The 12,993-nt window shown below is 68.7% G+C and carries 16 protein-coding genes, 1 tRNA gene and 3 pseudogenes; 10 read left to right on the forward strand and 10 right to left on the reverse strand.

Annotated elements, in window-relative coordinates:
* Positions 1-113: 113 nt before the first annotated feature.
* The 3 genes and pseudogenes from C4B68_RS38980 to C4B68_RS44935 form a co-directional block, all read left to right on the forward strand.
* Positions 114-425, forward strand: coding sequence for a hypothetical protein (locus tag C4B68_RS38980; RefSeq protein ID WP_143674483.1), 312 nt, complete (start codon positions 114-116; stop codon positions 423-425).
* Positions 422-1,825 carry a carboxypeptidase regulatory-like domain-containing protein gene (locus tag C4B68_RS38985; RefSeq protein ID WP_240634623.1) on the forward strand — a complete coding sequence of 468 codons (1,404 nt, stop codon included), beginning with the start codon at positions 422-424 and terminating at the stop codon, positions 1,823-1,825. Before C4B68_RS38980 ends, C4B68_RS38985 begins: the two co-directional genes overlap by 4 nt.
* A 69-nt stretch (positions 1,826-1,894) precedes the next feature.
* Positions 1,895-2,005, forward strand: a pseudogene (locus C4B68_RS44935) (IS5/IS1182 family transposase); the annotation flags it as partial.
* 7 nt (positions 2,006-2,012) lie between these two features.
* Here the strand turns inward: C4B68_RS44935 and C4B68_RS38990 are convergent.
* Both C4B68_RS38990 and C4B68_RS41515 read right to left on the reverse strand, forming a co-directional pair.
* Positions 2,013-2,192, reverse strand: a complete 180-nt coding sequence (locus C4B68_RS38990) for a hypothetical protein (RefSeq protein WP_099505814.1) — start codon at positions 2,190-2,192, stop codon at positions 2,013-2,015.
* A gap of 318 nt (positions 2,193-2,510) precedes the next feature.
* Positions 2,511-2,879 carry a hypothetical protein gene (locus C4B68_RS41515; protein WP_143674481.1) on the reverse strand — a complete coding sequence of 123 codons (369 nt, stop codon included), beginning with the start codon at positions 2,877-2,879 and terminating at the stop codon, positions 2,511-2,513.
* A 266-nt stretch (positions 2,880-3,145) separates the two neighbouring features.
* Here C4B68_RS41515 and C4B68_RS38995 point away from each other — a divergent pair.
* Positions 3,146-3,220 (forward strand) — tRNA-Gln (locus tag C4B68_RS38995).
* Between the two features lie 252 nt (positions 3,221-3,472).
* On the opposite strand, the pseudogene C4B68_RS43900 reads toward C4B68_RS38995, so the two are convergent.
* A pseudogene (locus C4B68_RS43900) lies at positions 3,473-4,123 on the reverse strand (ATP-dependent DNA ligase).
* Positions 4,124-4,344: 221 nt separating this feature from the next.
* Here C4B68_RS43900 and C4B68_RS39010 point away from each other — a divergent pair.
* The gene (locus C4B68_RS39010) at positions 4,345-4,920 is read left to right on the forward strand and encodes a hypothetical protein (RefSeq protein ID WP_143674480.1); all 576 of its coding nucleotides are present in this window, start codon (positions 4,345-4,347) and stop codon (positions 4,918-4,920) included.
* Positions 4,921-5,114: 194 nt separating this feature from the next.
* Entirely contained in the window at positions 5,115-6,887 is a 1,773-nt protein-coding gene (locus C4B68_RS39015; protein ID WP_099505810.1) for a S8 family serine peptidase, read from the forward strand.
* Between the two features lie 664 nt (positions 6,888-7,551).
* Here C4B68_RS39015 and C4B68_RS39020 read toward each other — a convergent pair.
* Positions 7,552-7,797, reverse strand: a complete 246-nt coding sequence (locus tag C4B68_RS39020; protein ID WP_104880053.1) for a hypothetical protein — start codon at positions 7,795-7,797, stop codon at positions 7,552-7,554.
* Between the two features lie 77 nt (positions 7,798-7,874).
* Between C4B68_RS39020 and C4B68_RS39025 the strand changes: the two genes are divergently transcribed.
* Together C4B68_RS39025 and C4B68_RS39030 are read left to right on the forward strand one after the other, a co-directional pair.
* Positions 7,875-8,111, forward strand: a complete 237-nt coding sequence (locus tag C4B68_RS39025) for a hypothetical protein (protein WP_099505808.1) — start codon at positions 7,875-7,877, stop codon at positions 8,109-8,111.
* Complete coding sequence (locus C4B68_RS39030) at positions 8,111-8,374, forward strand: type II toxin-antitoxin system RelE family toxin (RefSeq protein WP_099505807.1); 264 nt, start codon at positions 8,111-8,113, stop codon at positions 8,372-8,374. The genes C4B68_RS39025 and C4B68_RS39030 overlap by 1 nt, the downstream gene beginning before the upstream one ends.
* Here the strand turns inward: C4B68_RS39030 and C4B68_RS41520 are convergent.
* On the reverse strand, positions 8,323-8,757 hold the full coding sequence (locus C4B68_RS41520) for a PIN domain-containing protein (protein WP_099505806.1): 435 nt from the start codon (positions 8,755-8,757) through the stop codon (positions 8,323-8,325). The two genes, C4B68_RS39030 and C4B68_RS41520, sit on opposite strands and share 52 nt — an antisense overlap.
* A gap of 35 nt (positions 8,758-8,792) precedes the next feature.
* Between C4B68_RS41520 and C4B68_RS44495 the strand changes: the two are divergent.
* A pseudogene (locus C4B68_RS44495) lies at positions 8,793-9,086 on the forward strand (NUDIX domain-containing protein); the annotation flags it as partial.
* Between the two features lie 238 nt (positions 9,087-9,324).
* A complete protein-coding gene (locus tag C4B68_RS41525; protein WP_143674479.1) occupies positions 9,325-9,594 on the forward strand; it encodes a hypothetical protein in 270 nt (89 codons plus the stop codon).
* A 67-nt stretch (positions 9,595-9,661) separates the two neighbouring features.
* Here the strand turns inward: C4B68_RS41525 and C4B68_RS39045 are convergent, their stop codons facing one another.
* Genes C4B68_RS39045 through C4B68_RS39065 form a run of 5 tightly spaced genes read right to left on the reverse strand, consistent with a single transcriptional unit; the run spans position 9,662 to position 12,744 of the window.
* Entirely contained in the window at positions 9,662-10,294 is a 633-nt protein-coding gene (locus tag C4B68_RS39045; RefSeq protein WP_099505803.1) for a DUF6875 domain-containing protein, read from the reverse strand.
* Positions 10,291-10,854 (reverse strand): hypothetical protein, encoded by a 564-nt coding sequence (locus C4B68_RS39050; protein ID WP_099505802.1) that lies wholly within the window; start codon positions 10,852-10,854, stop codon positions 10,291-10,293. Before C4B68_RS39050 ends, C4B68_RS39045 begins: the two co-directional genes overlap by 4 nt.
* A 9-nt stretch (positions 10,855-10,863) precedes the next feature.
* Positions 10,864-11,064, reverse strand: a complete 201-nt coding sequence (locus C4B68_RS39055; RefSeq protein ID WP_099505831.1) for an MbtH family protein — start codon at positions 11,062-11,064, stop codon at positions 10,864-10,866.
* 43 nt (positions 11,065-11,107) lie between these two features.
* Complete coding sequence (locus C4B68_RS39060; RefSeq protein ID WP_143674477.1) at positions 11,108-11,314, reverse strand: hypothetical protein; 207 nt, start codon at positions 11,312-11,314, stop codon at positions 11,108-11,110.
* Positions 11,315-11,358: 44 nt separating this feature from the next.
* Entirely contained in the window at positions 11,359-12,744 is a 1,386-nt protein-coding gene (locus C4B68_RS39065) for a class I adenylate-forming enzyme family protein (protein ID WP_099505800.1), read from the reverse strand.
* Positions 12,745-12,993: the final 249 nt, after the last annotated feature.

Consider the following 12,993-nt stretch of genomic DNA (forward strand, 5'->3'; position numbering starts at 1 on the left):
TTTGACTGTACCGGTCGGTACGCGTAAGGTCCACAAGGCGTAGATGTGCCGATCGGTACATTAACGGAATATGCAATGGCAACGGCCAGGTGCAAAGAACGGAGAGGGGTGCCATGGAGCTGGCTGCACCGCGAATGATGATCGCGGAACGTAGCGTCGGAGGACTTGGTCCCGCGGTCTCCCTGCGGAGGCCCGGCAACAACTCCGAGATCTCCGCGCAGGCCGTGGAGGCAGAGAACGTCGGCGCCGTGATGGCGCTACCCGCCCGCGACACGCGGCCGCTAGAGGAGCGCGGCTTGGGTACCGACGACCTGGTCCACCGGCACTGGCGCGGCGGCCGCGGCATCGCCGCGCATCCGGTCGGCGGCCTGTCCCACGTGCACTACGGCGTGGCTCACTGTGGCGTCCAAAGGGTGGGTCTGTGAAACACCGGATCTCGCGCCCTCGGCGCATACCCCTGGCCAGGACTCTGGCCGAGACCCTGATGTTCCCGGCGGTACTCTTCCTCGGCCTCCTGTTCTGTTTCGCCCCGGCCTTTCACGCGCCTCAGCCGCACCACGCGAAGGTCGTGGTCGCTCAAGGCGCAATGGAACGCGAGGTCGACACCGCTCTGCGGCGGCAGCATCCCGGTGGATTCGATGTCACCTCCGTGGCAGACACCGGAGAAGCCCGCCGGGCGGTGCTGGACCGGGACGCCGTGGCGGGCTACGTCGACGAGGGCAGACACAGTGTGCTGTACGTGGCCCAGGCCAACGGGAAGCCCCTCAAGCAGGCGCTGACCAAGGGCTTCACCGAGCTTGCAGCGCACAACCACCAGAGGCTCACGGTCACGGACGTGGCGCCCGCCGTGAGCAAGGACCAGAATGGCACGACCCTGGTCTACTTCGGAGTCGCCTGGAGCGTCCCCGGCTACATACTCGCGACGACCCTGCTGCGGGCGGTGACCTTCAACCGCCGCAGGAAACTGATGACGATCGCGGGCGTCGCTGCCCTCTTCAGCGTCGTCGGCTTCCTCGTCGGCGTATGGCTGGACTACTTCCCCAACGACCCCTCGGCCCTGGCGATCGCCTTCTTGCTCACCACGGCGGTGGCCACGTTCGCCGCCGGCGTGGCGCCTTTCACCAAACAGTTCTTCCCTCTAGTGGGTATGGGGCTGTTCATCGTGCTGAGCGTTCCCTCCAGCGGCTTGGCTCCCGTCCCGCTGCTGCCGACGTTCTTCCAGGACCTGCACGCCGTCATGCCGCTGGGCAACGCGGTGGACGCCCTGACGGGAGTCCTGTACTTCAACGATGCGGGGGTACTCAAGCCGGTCCTCGTACTGTGCGCGTGGATCACGGCGGGTTTGGCCCTGCTGGGCCTCGACGCGTGGCGGCACCACCGCATGGCCGCACGACGGGGCGCGGAGGACGAGCAGGAGGACATTCCGGAGCCGCCGGTGGAGGACCCGTCCGTGGAGGCGCCCACGCCTACCGCGCTTCCGGTCCACCGCCACCACTTCGGCGAGCCGTTGCCCATGCTGGAGGGCATCGTCTGCGACGACGAGCAGCAGCCCGTGCGCCATGCCGCGGTGACCGTCATGGACGCCAGCGGCCGGCAGTTGGTGCGGACCAAGACGAACGCGCAGGGCCAGTACGCCGTGACTGGTCTACCCGAGGGATATATGAGCGTTGTGGTCTCCTACCCCGGCCGAAATCCGGTGGTTCACCAGAAGCTGCTGCAGTCCGGTGTGGCCGTCCGGACCGACTTCACCATGCATAACCGGCTCCACGGGGCGTCACCTCGACTGCTGTCCAACGGGACTGACACGAAAATGTTTCGGTGGTGAGTCAGTCGGTCAGGCAGTGATGGGTTCGAAGCGCATGGTCAGGCCCAGGCTGTTGGCTTCCTTGCAAGCCGGCGTCTGGCTCGCGACTACGAGACCCTCCCCGCCAGCTCCGAAACCGTGATCCACACAGCCTCGACCGACAACCTCGCCAAGCGCATAACGGACGAGAACACCCCCAGCCAGGACGTCAGCTTCGGCGGGCGTACGCCTCCAGGTCCGCGTCCAGGTCGCGGGCGAGCTGGAGCGCCTGTCCGTAGTGCACGCCCCAGGAGCCGGCGGTGTGCTCGTCGACGGCATCAGCGGCGAGCAGGTCGCGGAAGTCCTCGTGGTGGCCGGCAAGTGCCTGCAGAGCCTGCCAGGCCTGCAAGCGTTCGCAACAGGCCGGCCTGTGCTTCCAGTCGGCTGACCAACTGGTCCAGGGTCGCTTGTTCGCGCTCCAGGGCGTGGGCGGACTCGCCGATGGCGTCGGGCCGAAGGTGGCCGCCCGGAGCCTTGCTCAGGACCTGGTGTCGCAGGCGGTGCAGTCGGGACCATTCTGCGGCGCGCCGCGAAGGTCCACAGTTCTTCGGCGAGTTCGGCACGCAGTCGTTCCGGTTGGGGAAGCTGCGCGGCGAGGGCGTACGTGGCGGCCCGGATCGTGTCTGCGCGGTGAGTGCGCGCTGGGCCAGCCGCCCGGCGTAGAGGTTCAGTTCGGTGCCGCGCACGAAGTGCCGTTAGACCTGGTGGCGCAGGGCTGCGTCGTCGCCGTACCTGAACTCGTCGCCCGGCTGCGGGACGCAGTGACCAGCACCGAGCCGGGCCACGTGGTGGTCACCGAGTCGGGCGATGAGTGCGAGCGGATCTGATCGCCTGCGTTGGTGAGGGCGAAGACTTCGCCGGGCCCGAGCCCTTCCGGTGTCGGCGGCTCACCGGCGGTGTCCGCCCCGCCGTGCCCGGGCAGGTGATCGGCCTGGACCAGTGCCAGCACGGCGGGGAGACCGGCATCGGTGGCGGGGCGGATGGAGAAGCTGCCCGAGCCTTTGGCCTGCCCCTGCGCATCTGCCAGCTTCCTCACACCCGCGCTCCGCTCCCGGATCACCGCCGGACGGCCCTCATGCCGCCGCATCGTGGGCCGCCGTATCCCTGCTGGTGGGTGAGGCGCGGGCCGGGCGCCGCTCCGTCTCTCAAGGCCTGAGCGACACCCCCGGGCAGAAGACGCTGTATCGAGCGGGACAGGGGTAAGGTCGCAGACGAGACGTGCCCCGTCGCGTGATGAACTGTCAGCGCTCGCGGCGAGGACACCCTGGCTGGACCGAACTCCCGTGGTGACAGCCGGAGCAGTGGGATATGGGGTAATTGGCAGCCCGACGGTTTCTGGTTCCGTTAGTTCAGGTTCGAGTCCTGGTATCCCAGCCAAGCACGGAATGCCAAGGGCCCAGGATTCAGCAGGGGTGAGGTTCCACGACCTGGATGACGGTGCGGCGCCGGCCCTGCCGGCCGTCTGCACGTCGGCGTCATCGTGGCGCCAGGCGCTGAGCACTCACGTCGTGATCTCCTCTCGCTCGCGCCGCGCCCTTGCGGCCTCCGCCCGGCGGCCTCACGCCGCCGGGCAGGGACGCGACCTGACCATCCACCACTGGCGTAATGGGGCCGGACAACCCCCGTGGGCTACGTCCCCGACGCCCCCAGGGGCTTGATCTTGATCCAGTCGCGGGTGCGGCGTCCGGGCAGGTAGGTGCTGGCGAGGCGTTTGGCGACGACGCCGTCGAAGCCCTCTTCGAGACTCTGCTGAAGGGCCTGGGCAGCGAGTGCGGGCAAGGCCGCGGGCACCGCGAGGCCGGACCCTGCGAGGGCGAGGTCGTCGAGGAGGTCTCGGCGGGCGGCGTAGGGAAGCTACACGGTCGGTTCGCCGAGGTAGAGGATGTCGTAGAGCATCAGCCGGACGGGCAGATCCTCGAGGGCGTGGCTGACTGCCTCGGGGTGGTGCAGGCTCATCCGCTGCTGCAGCCGCTCCTCCGACGGACGCCCGGCGCCGTCGAGGGTGATGATCTCCCCGTCGAGCACCGCCTGAGGTCGGGGCAGCAGCGAGGCGAGCGCCGTGAGTTCGGGGTACTGGGCGGTGACATCCATCCCGGCGTGGGACAGCAGCCGCATGCTTGCGTCCCCGGGCAGGTGGGCGATGACCCGGGCGCCGTTGAAGGGCGTTTCGTAGGCGTACTCGGCCTCGGTCTCCGGCCTGGGCGGCGGGCCGATCACCGCGAGCATCGGCGCGAGCAACGGCAGTGCACCATGAGCGCCTCGGGAGGGGTCCACGCTCATGGTTCCAGCCTGCGCCCGGCGGCCTGTCCAGGCCAATCGCCCACTCTCCCCGGTGCCGTCGCCCCGCTCGTGTGCAGAGCGGATGCCGTGACTGCGGCGATCGTCAGCGCGACCGTGACCTGGCTCCGCCGCTTGGCGGTATGTCCCGGAATGTGTTCTTGGTCGGTTAGTGGTTTGCTGCTCGGTGGCGGTGGCCGGGCTGTCCGGCGCACCGTTCGTCCGTGCATTCCGGAGAGCTCAAGGAGGAGTTCCGCATGTCCGTGTACACCCCCCAGCAGATCAGCCAGCCGCAGACCCAGCAGCCGTACCAGCAACAGCCGTTCGGCCAGCCCCCGATCACACAGCAGCCGTTCGGCCAGCAGATCGCCGGGTCGCAGCAGCAGATCGCGCAGGTGGTCCAGCAGTCGATCCAGCAGGCCTGCCAGCAGGCGAGCCAGCAGGTGGCGCAGCGCCTGCAGCAGACGCTGCAGCAGATCCAGCAGGTCCAGCAGCAGCTGCAGCAGCAGGGCTTGGCCCACCAGGCGCACCCGTACCTGGCTGTCGCGCTGCACCACACCCTGCGCCAGGGCGTGCGCAGCGCTGTGGAGCAGTCCGTGCAGCAGGCGCTGCCTATGGCGATCCTGATGCTGGTGCAGCAGAGCCAGCAGGGCCAGCAGGGCCAGCAGCAGTTCGGCCAGTTCCCGGGCATGCAGCCGCAGGGCCAGCTCTGGGGTCAGGGTCAGCTCGGCCAGTTCCCGGGCCAGGGCGCCTTCGGGCAGCAGCCGCAGTACGGGCAGCTGTCGCCTCTGGGTATGTGAGACACCCGCCCGGGCAGCACCCGTTCCCTTTTCTCCCTGTGGGGGAGCGGGGTCTGCCCGGCCGGATGCCGCCGGCGCGAGGCAAAGGCGCGGCGGCCCGCTGGCCGGGGAGCTCATGGACGCCCGCTTCCCGGCCAGCCACTGAAGATCCAGGGCGTACGACGACGCTTTACGTTGAGATGGCGGTTGGCTGAATGAGTGAGCAGGGCGGCAACGGTGTGAAGCCGGGCAATGGCAAGGGCGGGAAGACCCCGCATGTGCAGGGCGCGGCGCGTGAGGCCGGGCAGTCGCCGGCGGCCGCGGGCGGGGCAGGTGGGCCGGCCGGACGGATGGGCGGGGAGGCGCAGGCGCTGGGGTACCAGGGCCGGCGTGTGCGGGCGGGGTGGGGCCGCTATCTGGTCGCTCCCCGGCCCTTGGGGCTGCTTCCGAGCGGGGTGCCGCCGATCGAGGCCTCCGCGCTGTTCAAGCTGCTGGAGGAAGACCCCGATGTGGAACCCGTGGCGCAGGTGCAGCCGTCGCGGTCGCGCGGGTTGGGGGCGATCGCGGAGCCGCACCCGGCCTGCCCGCCCATCGCCGTCGTGAAGATGCCCCAGGAGCGGGCCCGCGCTCTGGCCGGGAACCCGCAGGTGGTCGTGGAGATCGACCAGCCGCTCTCCTACACCCCCACACCATCCGTGGGTGTCGGCCCGGTGCCGGTGATCGACCCCATGCTAGCCATCACCCTCGAGGAGCCCGAACACCTCACCCTGCGCGTGGTGGGCAGTGACGGGGAAGCGGTGGCCGGGGCGCACGTGTGGGCGATCGGCACCGGCGGCCCGGTCCACGGCACCACCGGCCCGGACGGACGCGTCACCATGACACTGGCCGCCGACACCCCGGACACCCTGCAGGCCCTCTACGTGCGCCCGGTGGCCGGCTACTGGCCGGCCCGCACCGGCATCCCTCAACCCGCCGAGGGGCAGGAGGCGGTGGTGATGGTGCAGGCGTTGTCGGAGACGTTCGAGGGCTTCCCGGGCCGGGCGCTCACCGGCTGGGGCGTGGAGGCGATGCGGCTCCACCAGATCCCACCCACCTACCGCGGCCACGGCATCAAGATCGCGCTGCTGGACTCCGGGGTGAACACCGCCCACCCGGACCTGAAGGACACCGTCAAGCACGGGCACGACTTCACCGGCGTCATCAACAGCACCTGGGGCCTCGATGCGACCGGGCACGGCACCTGGTGCGCCGGGGCCATCGCCGCGGCCGACAACAACGCCGGCATCGCCGGGATCGCGGCGGAGGCCGAGGTGCACGCGCTGAAGCTGTTCCCCGGCGGGCACCTCAGCGACCTGCTCGAGGCGGTCGACCACTGCATCACCCACGACATCGACATCGCCCAGATCAGCCTCGCCTACCCCGTACGCTCCCAGCTGGCCGCCTGGAAACTCGCCGACGCACACGCCGCCGGCATCACCGTCATCGCCCCGGCGGGGGACACCGCCGGGCCCCTCACCCAGGTCGCCACCCTGCCGGGGGTGCTGGCGGTGGGGGCGATCGCGCACACCGGCACCTACCCCGCCACCAGCCCGCTCACCCAGGTGCAGCCGCCGTGGCCCGGCCCCTATCCGGCCCCGTTCACTCCCACCGGCCCCGGCGTGGACCTGGTCGCGCCCGGCGCGGCAGTCATCACCACCGCACTCGGTGACGGCTACGCCGCGGTGGACGGCACGGCGATCGCCGCCGCCCACGTCACCGGACTGGCGGCGCTGCTGCTCGCCCACCACGACCACCTGCGCACCCAGGCGGTGCCGCGGACCGCGGACCGTGCCGACCGCCTCTACCTGCTGGTGCGCACCGCCTGCCGGCCCCTGCCCGGCGCCGACCCCCGCCTGGGCGCGGGGATCGCGGACGCCCCCACCGCGCTGGGTATCCCCGCGAGCTGGCAGCAGACCGAGCAGTACACGGCCACCGAACGGCGGGGCTGACGGCTCGAGCCATTCACAGACCTCCGCCCCCTCCTGCCGCCCTGCCACCATCGGGCGGTGGGGGCGGAGACGGCGGCCGGGCCCGTATCAGCCGAACAGGTCGCGCACCCTGATCGTGCGCACTTCAGCCAGCAGGCCCGGCGCGCCGGCAGCCGCTCACGCGCCGCGGCGAGCGTGACGTCCTTCGGCGGCTGCCACTCAGCGTGGACGGCGTTGCAGAAGTCCAGCCAGGCATCCGCCTCACTCCGGCCGCGACCGACCGCATCGGTGCCCGGACAGGTGACGACGTAGCCCTCGGCGGTCAGCTCGATGGACACCACCTTGTGCTTCACGAGATCACCACCACCTCATGGGGGCAGAACGGGGCAGAGGGGATTAGCCGGGATGGGCGACCCGCGTCAGTCCGTGTCGGCGGGCGCCTGGCGAGGTGGCGGAACGCGGTCCCCTGCAGAGTTACCGACCGGGAATGGAGCCGGTTGCTGTGCTTGCATCCCTTCCGACAGCAGCTGTGGCTGTACTACCCGGCGGCCGGCGAGGGGGACTTTCAGGTCCTGTGCGTGTGCGACCGGACGGGCTGGGATGCGGCGGTACTGTCGTGGCACACCTGCTCTGAGTGTCGCCGCGGCCACATCGCGAAGATCTCCATCGCGGACCACTGGCAGCGTCAGGGCTTGGGTCGGCGCCTGGTGCTGCGCGCGATGCGGGGTGCGGAGGACTTCCACTGGACGACGACCGGCCAGTCACCCAAGCCCAGCGCTTCTTCCCTGTCCTCGCCCGCGAGACCGGTACCGCCTTCACGCAGCGGGAGCCCGTCTGCGACCACATGAAAGCCGCCGACTACGGCCACCCGAAACCCCGGTTCGAGCGCCACTGACCCGCCGCCGGGCAGGCCTTCGGGATCCAGGGCCATCTTTCGTCCAGACCGGAGGTCAGACCGGCCCGGCGGGCGCTACCGTGAATCCCAAGCAAGAGAGCAGGAGTCTCACGATGAGCGAGCACGACACCTTGCAGCCGGCACCGGGCCGCGAGCCGCTTACCCCTGAGGGCGCGGACGCACTACGCGCGTACGCGGCGCGCAAGCGTGAGCAGGCTGACCAGGTCGCCGCCGTCCTGGAGGACATCGCCGCCAACGGTCTGCCCGCGATCGACGACTGCGTGCCGTGGGAGGAGCTGCGCGAGGCCAAGCTCGCCCAGCTGCACGCCCAGCGCGGCGACGTCGCCTAATGGCCAAGCACGCCCGCGGCCGCGCACGGATCTTCTTCTCAGACTCCGCCGCCAAGCAGATCGAAGCCATCACTGACGAAGCCGAGATCCACGCCCTGGACCGCGCACTGACCGCGCTGTCCGTCGCCCCGGACCTCGGCAGCCCGATCCCTGGCTCCCACCCTGAACTGCGCGATTACGCGGACGACGTCGACGACGTCCGCGTCATCTACTACGTCAGTGCGTTGCGCACCGTAGTCGTCGTCGCGTACGTGGAAGCCTGACGCCGCAGAAGAACGCGCCCGGTCCCCGGCATTGCAGCCCTCGGGACGGGCCGTTCGCATCGTGTGGACGGCGGCCATCCCCAAGGCGGGGCGGTGATCTGCATGTTGGTCCTGCCGACCTGCCAACTGCTCGGCGCTGCCTGGTGGAAGGCCGGGAAGCGGTGCAACAGCCGTCCCAGCCCGTCCATCTGCCGGCGGTGCGGTTCCTGCGCCCACACAGGGAGGGCCGCGAGGATGTCGGTGCGCGTCATCGGCTCGGCCAGGATCGAGGACGGCCGGCCCCGCTTCAGCGCTGCGGTGATGTCCTGGGTGAGCACCGAGGTGTCGAAGACTCCGAGCCGGAAGCTGCCGGTCAACGGGCGGGGGTGGGTGCTGCTGTGCATGACGGGAGCGGCAGGGCACCGGTTACGCCGACGGCCTTCTGAACCTGCCCTCCGGGAAGCCCGACGAGGGCGAGGACGTGTTCGACGCCGTGATCCGGGAGGCGCGGGAGGAGATCGGCGTCATCGTCGACCGGAACGCCCTTCGGGTCGTGCGGGGGGTCATCCACCCCGGCTGGGACAAGCGGCTGCTGGGCTGCTCTTGGCCGACTACGTCGGCGTCGCCCAGCTGCTCTTCGGCGCCGCCACCACGAAGAACGGGCGTTTCGATCCGCAGAGGGCCAGTGCGTCCTCCCGGTAGGACGCGACCGTCCGATCCAAGGGTTCCGTAAGACGGGACGCGCTCGGCCAGCCCCAGCCATGACGTCTCTGGTCATGTATGCGTCAGATGCAGCTTCTTAGCCATTCCTGGACCTCTGCCGTGTGAGGGCTGGCGAGGTTGCGGAGCCGTTCGAGGGCGTCGATGCCCAGTGCGCGAGCGCTCTGTGGGTTTCCGGCGGTTGCGACCGCGCGAGCCGCTCCGGCCAAGCTCAAGGCGGCGCGTTCCTCCTGGCCTGTTCGCTCGGCCCGATGTTGAGTTCGCACGGGGACGCCTACTCATCCACCGAAAGACCCGGCCTTAACATCGTCCTCCTCGACGAGGTCACCGAGTCCCTGCCGGACACTCGGCTGCGGCACCGGCATCGCAGATGGCCCATCACCGGCAATTCATACCCGTTCATCAACCGGCAGGCCAAGGCCGACTCGTCGCCGGTCACTCCGCTCTATGTAGAGCTCCTCTTGGAGGCGCTGGGGGCACCGGCATCGAACACTTCGGGTTCTCCGTCGCCGCCGCGCTGAAGTACGCGCACCCCGATCGAGGGTCGGTCATACCGAGGTAGTGAGCCGCAGCTGCGAGCGGTGGCATTTACGACGAATAGCGGTAAGCCTGCTCGCTCTCCCGGTAACGCTCCACCAGGAGCGGATCCATCAGGGTGGACTCTGGTCCGAAGAACTTGCCAAACTTCTCCCGGTATTTCTGGAACCAGTGCGGCCGTTCGGACAGGAAGAAGACATCGTGGAGGGCGATTGCGCGGATCGCGAGGACGGGCACCGGCGCCCTGCTCACCACGAAACGGGGGTTGCGCGCCGCCGTCACCTCGCAGTTCTCATGGAACTGGCCGATCATGAGGCCCTGCGCTACGAAGTCGTCCTTCACGTGTGCCTGGGCCTGGTCGAGTAGTTCGGTGTCCTCGCTGCAGAGATCGGGGAGGACGATCACCATGGCCTGCAGCATGGGATTCCTGCCCTGCCAGGTCGTCAGCTCGTACTCTCGCAGACTGCTCCGCGCGATCTCCTCGACCAGTTCGAGGCTCGGCGCGTGCCCGACCAGCCGTAAGCGGATCTCCAACGTCCGATTCTTGCGGGAGGGTGACACGAACGGGCAGATCGGCCCCGTGCGGCCGATCTCCGGATGGCTCGCCGATATGTACTCGGTTAGCCACGAGTCGACCGACTCCAGCGCGGACTCGAAGTCGACGACGGATGCCTTGGGCGTCATGACGTACCCGTCAGGTTGGCGACGCGATCGATGGCGATGCGGGCGAGCCGATGGATCTCGGACCCGTCCGGAATGCGGGTGTTGATGAAGTTGAGGATGCCGTCCTTCGGCACGATCACCCACGCGGTCTCGATACGGAAGTGGTCGACGGTGGACAGCCAGCGCACCACGAAACCGCCGTCCCCCAACTCGACCGGCCCCAGATCCACTCTCGTGATGTCGAGCTGTACGCCGTCGTTCAGCCCCATCCGGTAGTGCGCGCAGTCGCGCACCGCGTCGAAGAGCTCCTGGTACACCTGCCGGCAAGCTCCGTTGCCGAACTGCGCGACGTGGTGGAACACCACCGAACCCACGATATTCGTGAACAGTGCGGAGGCATGATGCGTCGTCTCTGGGTGCGTACCATGCGTGAGCATGTTCGTCAGGTCGACGATGGCCTGCCCTGACTCGTCGCCGGAGACGAAGACGGGATCGTAGGCGGCACTCGGCTCCTCGCCGTAGAACGACTCTTCCAGATCCTCCTCGTTCAGCAGCAGTTGTGGGAAAGCGGCGTCGTCCATCGCGTTCTCCTATCGGCGTACGAGGCTCAGCGGTCGCATGTCGGTCCAGTGCTCCTCGACGTAGGCGAGGCAGGTCTGGCGGTCGGTCTCGGCGAGCGCGACGGTCCAGCCCGCAGGCACCTCGGCGAACGCGGGCCACAGCGAATGCTGGCCCTCGTCGTTGACGAGCACGAGGAAGGTGCCGTCGGGGTTCTCGAAGGGGTTGCTCATCATTGCTCCCTGCGTAAAACAGTCGAGGTGGGGGACGGGTTCGTCACTTCTCTTCCAGAACCGTCGTCACGTACTTGTGGATGCCGTTGATTGAGGTGAACAGCGCCATGTCCTCGAAGTGCGGGTCGATGACCACGCCGTGCCGCTCCTCCAGCTCGTGCTGGAGGACGACCAGGGTGAACGAGTCGATCACCAGCTCGGCGTCGTCCGGTAGCTCCTCGGGCGGTCCGAGCCCCGCGCTCTGGGTCAAGATCGCTCTGATGTCGTCTTTTGAGATCACCACTCCCCCTATGTCTACGACGACGATTCCGACGTGATGCGCCCGTGCATCAGCGCACGGTCGCGGACCAGCTTTCCCATCGAGTTCCGCGGCAGCTGCCGCGTGACGAAGAACCGCTTGGGATTCTTGACCGGGCTCAGCCGCTCTCGACACCAGGCGACGAGCTCGTCCGCGGTAAGTGCCTGATCGGCGCCCACGAACGCCTCGATGACCTCCTCGTGGGTCACCACCGCCTCGGTCACCCGTGGATGACCCAGCAGGACGGTCTCCACTTCCGTGAGGTCGACCTTTAGTCCGCCCACTACGACCAGCGAGTCGGCCCGACCGAGCATGCTGAGAACTCCGGTCGCCGGGTCCTGGTGCACCCGGTCGTAGGTCCGCAGCCAACCGTCTGCGAAACGATCGGTGTGCTCGCTGTACAGGTACGGCGAATGCTCCATCCGGACGAAGAGCTCCTCACCGAGCACCTTCACCTCGGCCCCCGGTACCGGGGGCCCCAACTGAGGCGGCACGGAGGTGCCAGACAGGTCGCCCGCAATCAACCCGATCTCGGTCACGCCATAAACCGGACTGATCGGCAGGCCGAAGTGCGCGCGGAACCGCTCATAGGTGTCCTGCGGCACCCGTTCACCGCCGGACACCGCGAGCCGCAGCGCGGGCAGTTCGGGCCGACCCCCGATCCGGGCCAGCAGGTCGTAGTGAACGGGGGTTCCGTACACGGCAGATGCCTCGGCCCGCGCCATAAGCCTCACCACTTCGGCCGGGCGGAGCGTCGGTGGGACGATCAGGGTCGCCCCGGCCGCGAGGGCGTGCAGCACGCCGCTGACCAGGCCCATGTTGTGCATGACCGAGTTCAGCAGCACTACCCGCTCGCCCCTACCGGGGATTCCGGGTAGTGCGCTGTGCCGGTCGAGTTCGGCCAGCACGGAGTCGGCCGGCCGACCGATCACCTTGGGCCGGCCTGTCGAGCCCGAGCTGAACTGCACCAGGCGGATGCCGTCGGCGGCCGGTCGGCCGCTCGGCAGTCGCTGGACCGAGAAGCCGGACTCCTGCCGGAACCCGACTACCGGCCCGTCGGCCCCGGTCGCGACGACGAGGTACTGCGGACGGACCAGGTCGACCAGCGGTTCGTATTCGGCCGGTTTCAGCCGGAAGTCGACCAGAACCACCTGTGCGCCACGGCTCCACAGGGCCAACAGTACTTGCAGATAGGTGAAACTCGGCTTCATCCTCAGGAGAACCGAGCTGCCCTCCGTAATACCCTGCTTCCGAAAGTGCTCTCCGAGATCAGTGACCGCTGTACGTAACTGCCCCCGAGTGACCGGCGCACTGGAAATGGCCCACAGCTCGTCGTCCGCGCCCCGGCTCAGCAGATGGCTTCCCCACCATGTATTTGCCATACACGCTTCCTTTTGCGAAAACAGGTCCGCGAAACGTTCGATCCGGCATTTAGTGAGGGTGAAACTAGCACTACCGTGAAACGTCGGGCAAGCACTCCGCGATCAATGTGGTCCTACGCTGGCAAAGATGAGGCGCCCCGGCCGGACGTTCCTTCGGCTGGGGTAGTCCGTCCCTCGCCATAGGTTCTCCACGCCCCGCCCGCAAGGGAGTCCATGGGGCTGCTGCCTGCTTCGATCGCCGTATTGGCG

Origin of the sequence: Streptomyces dengpaensis (genome assembly GCF_002946835.1) — a bacterium.
GTDB classification, from domain to species: domain Bacteria; phylum Actinomycetota; class Actinomycetes; order Streptomycetales; family Streptomycetaceae; genus Streptomyces; species Streptomyces dengpaensis.

Excerpts from the sequence above, each read along its gene's own strand:
- C4B68_RS39055 (WP_099505831.1), bottom strand. The coding sequence starts at position 11,064 with ATGAGCAACCCCTTCGAGAACCCCGACGGCACCTTCCTCGTGCTCGTC.
- C4B68_RS39050 (WP_099505802.1), bottom strand. The coding sequence starts at position 10,854 with ATGGACGACGCCGCTTTCCCACAACTGCTGCTGAACGAGGAGGATCTG.
- C4B68_RS39030 (WP_099505807.1), top strand. The coding sequence starts at position 8,111 with ATGGCCAAGCACGCCCGCGGCCGCGCACGGATCTTCTTCTCAGACTCC.
- C4B68_RS41525 (WP_143674479.1), top strand. The coding sequence starts at position 9,325 with ATGTTGAGTTCGCACGGGGACGCCTACTCATCCACCGAAAGACCCGGC.
- C4B68_RS38980 (WP_143674483.1), top strand. The coding sequence starts at position 114 with ATGGAGCTGGCTGCACCGCGAATGATGATCGCGGAACGTAGCGTCGGA.
- C4B68_RS39015 (WP_099505810.1), top strand. The coding sequence starts at position 5,115 with ATGAGTGAGCAGGGCGGCAACGGTGTGAAGCCGGGCAATGGCAAGGGC.
- C4B68_RS39065 (WP_099505800.1), bottom strand. The coding sequence starts at position 12,744 with ATGGCAAATACATGGTGGGGAAGCCATCTGCTGAGCCGGGGCGCGGAC.
- C4B68_RS39025 (WP_099505808.1), top strand. The coding sequence starts at position 7,875 with ATGAGCGAGCACGACACCTTGCAGCCGGCACCGGGCCGCGAGCCGCTT.
- C4B68_RS39020 (WP_104880053.1), bottom strand. The coding sequence starts at position 7,797 with ATGGCCCTGGATCCCGAAGGCCTGCCCGGCGGCGGGTCAGTGGCGCTC.
- C4B68_RS39045 (WP_099505803.1), bottom strand. The coding sequence starts at position 10,294 with ATGACGCCCAAGGCATCCGTCGTCGACTTCGAGTCCGCGCTGGAGTCG.
- C4B68_RS41520 (WP_099505806.1), bottom strand. The coding sequence starts at position 8,757 with ATGCACAGCAGCACCCACCCCCGCCCGTTGACCGGCAGCTTCCGGCTC.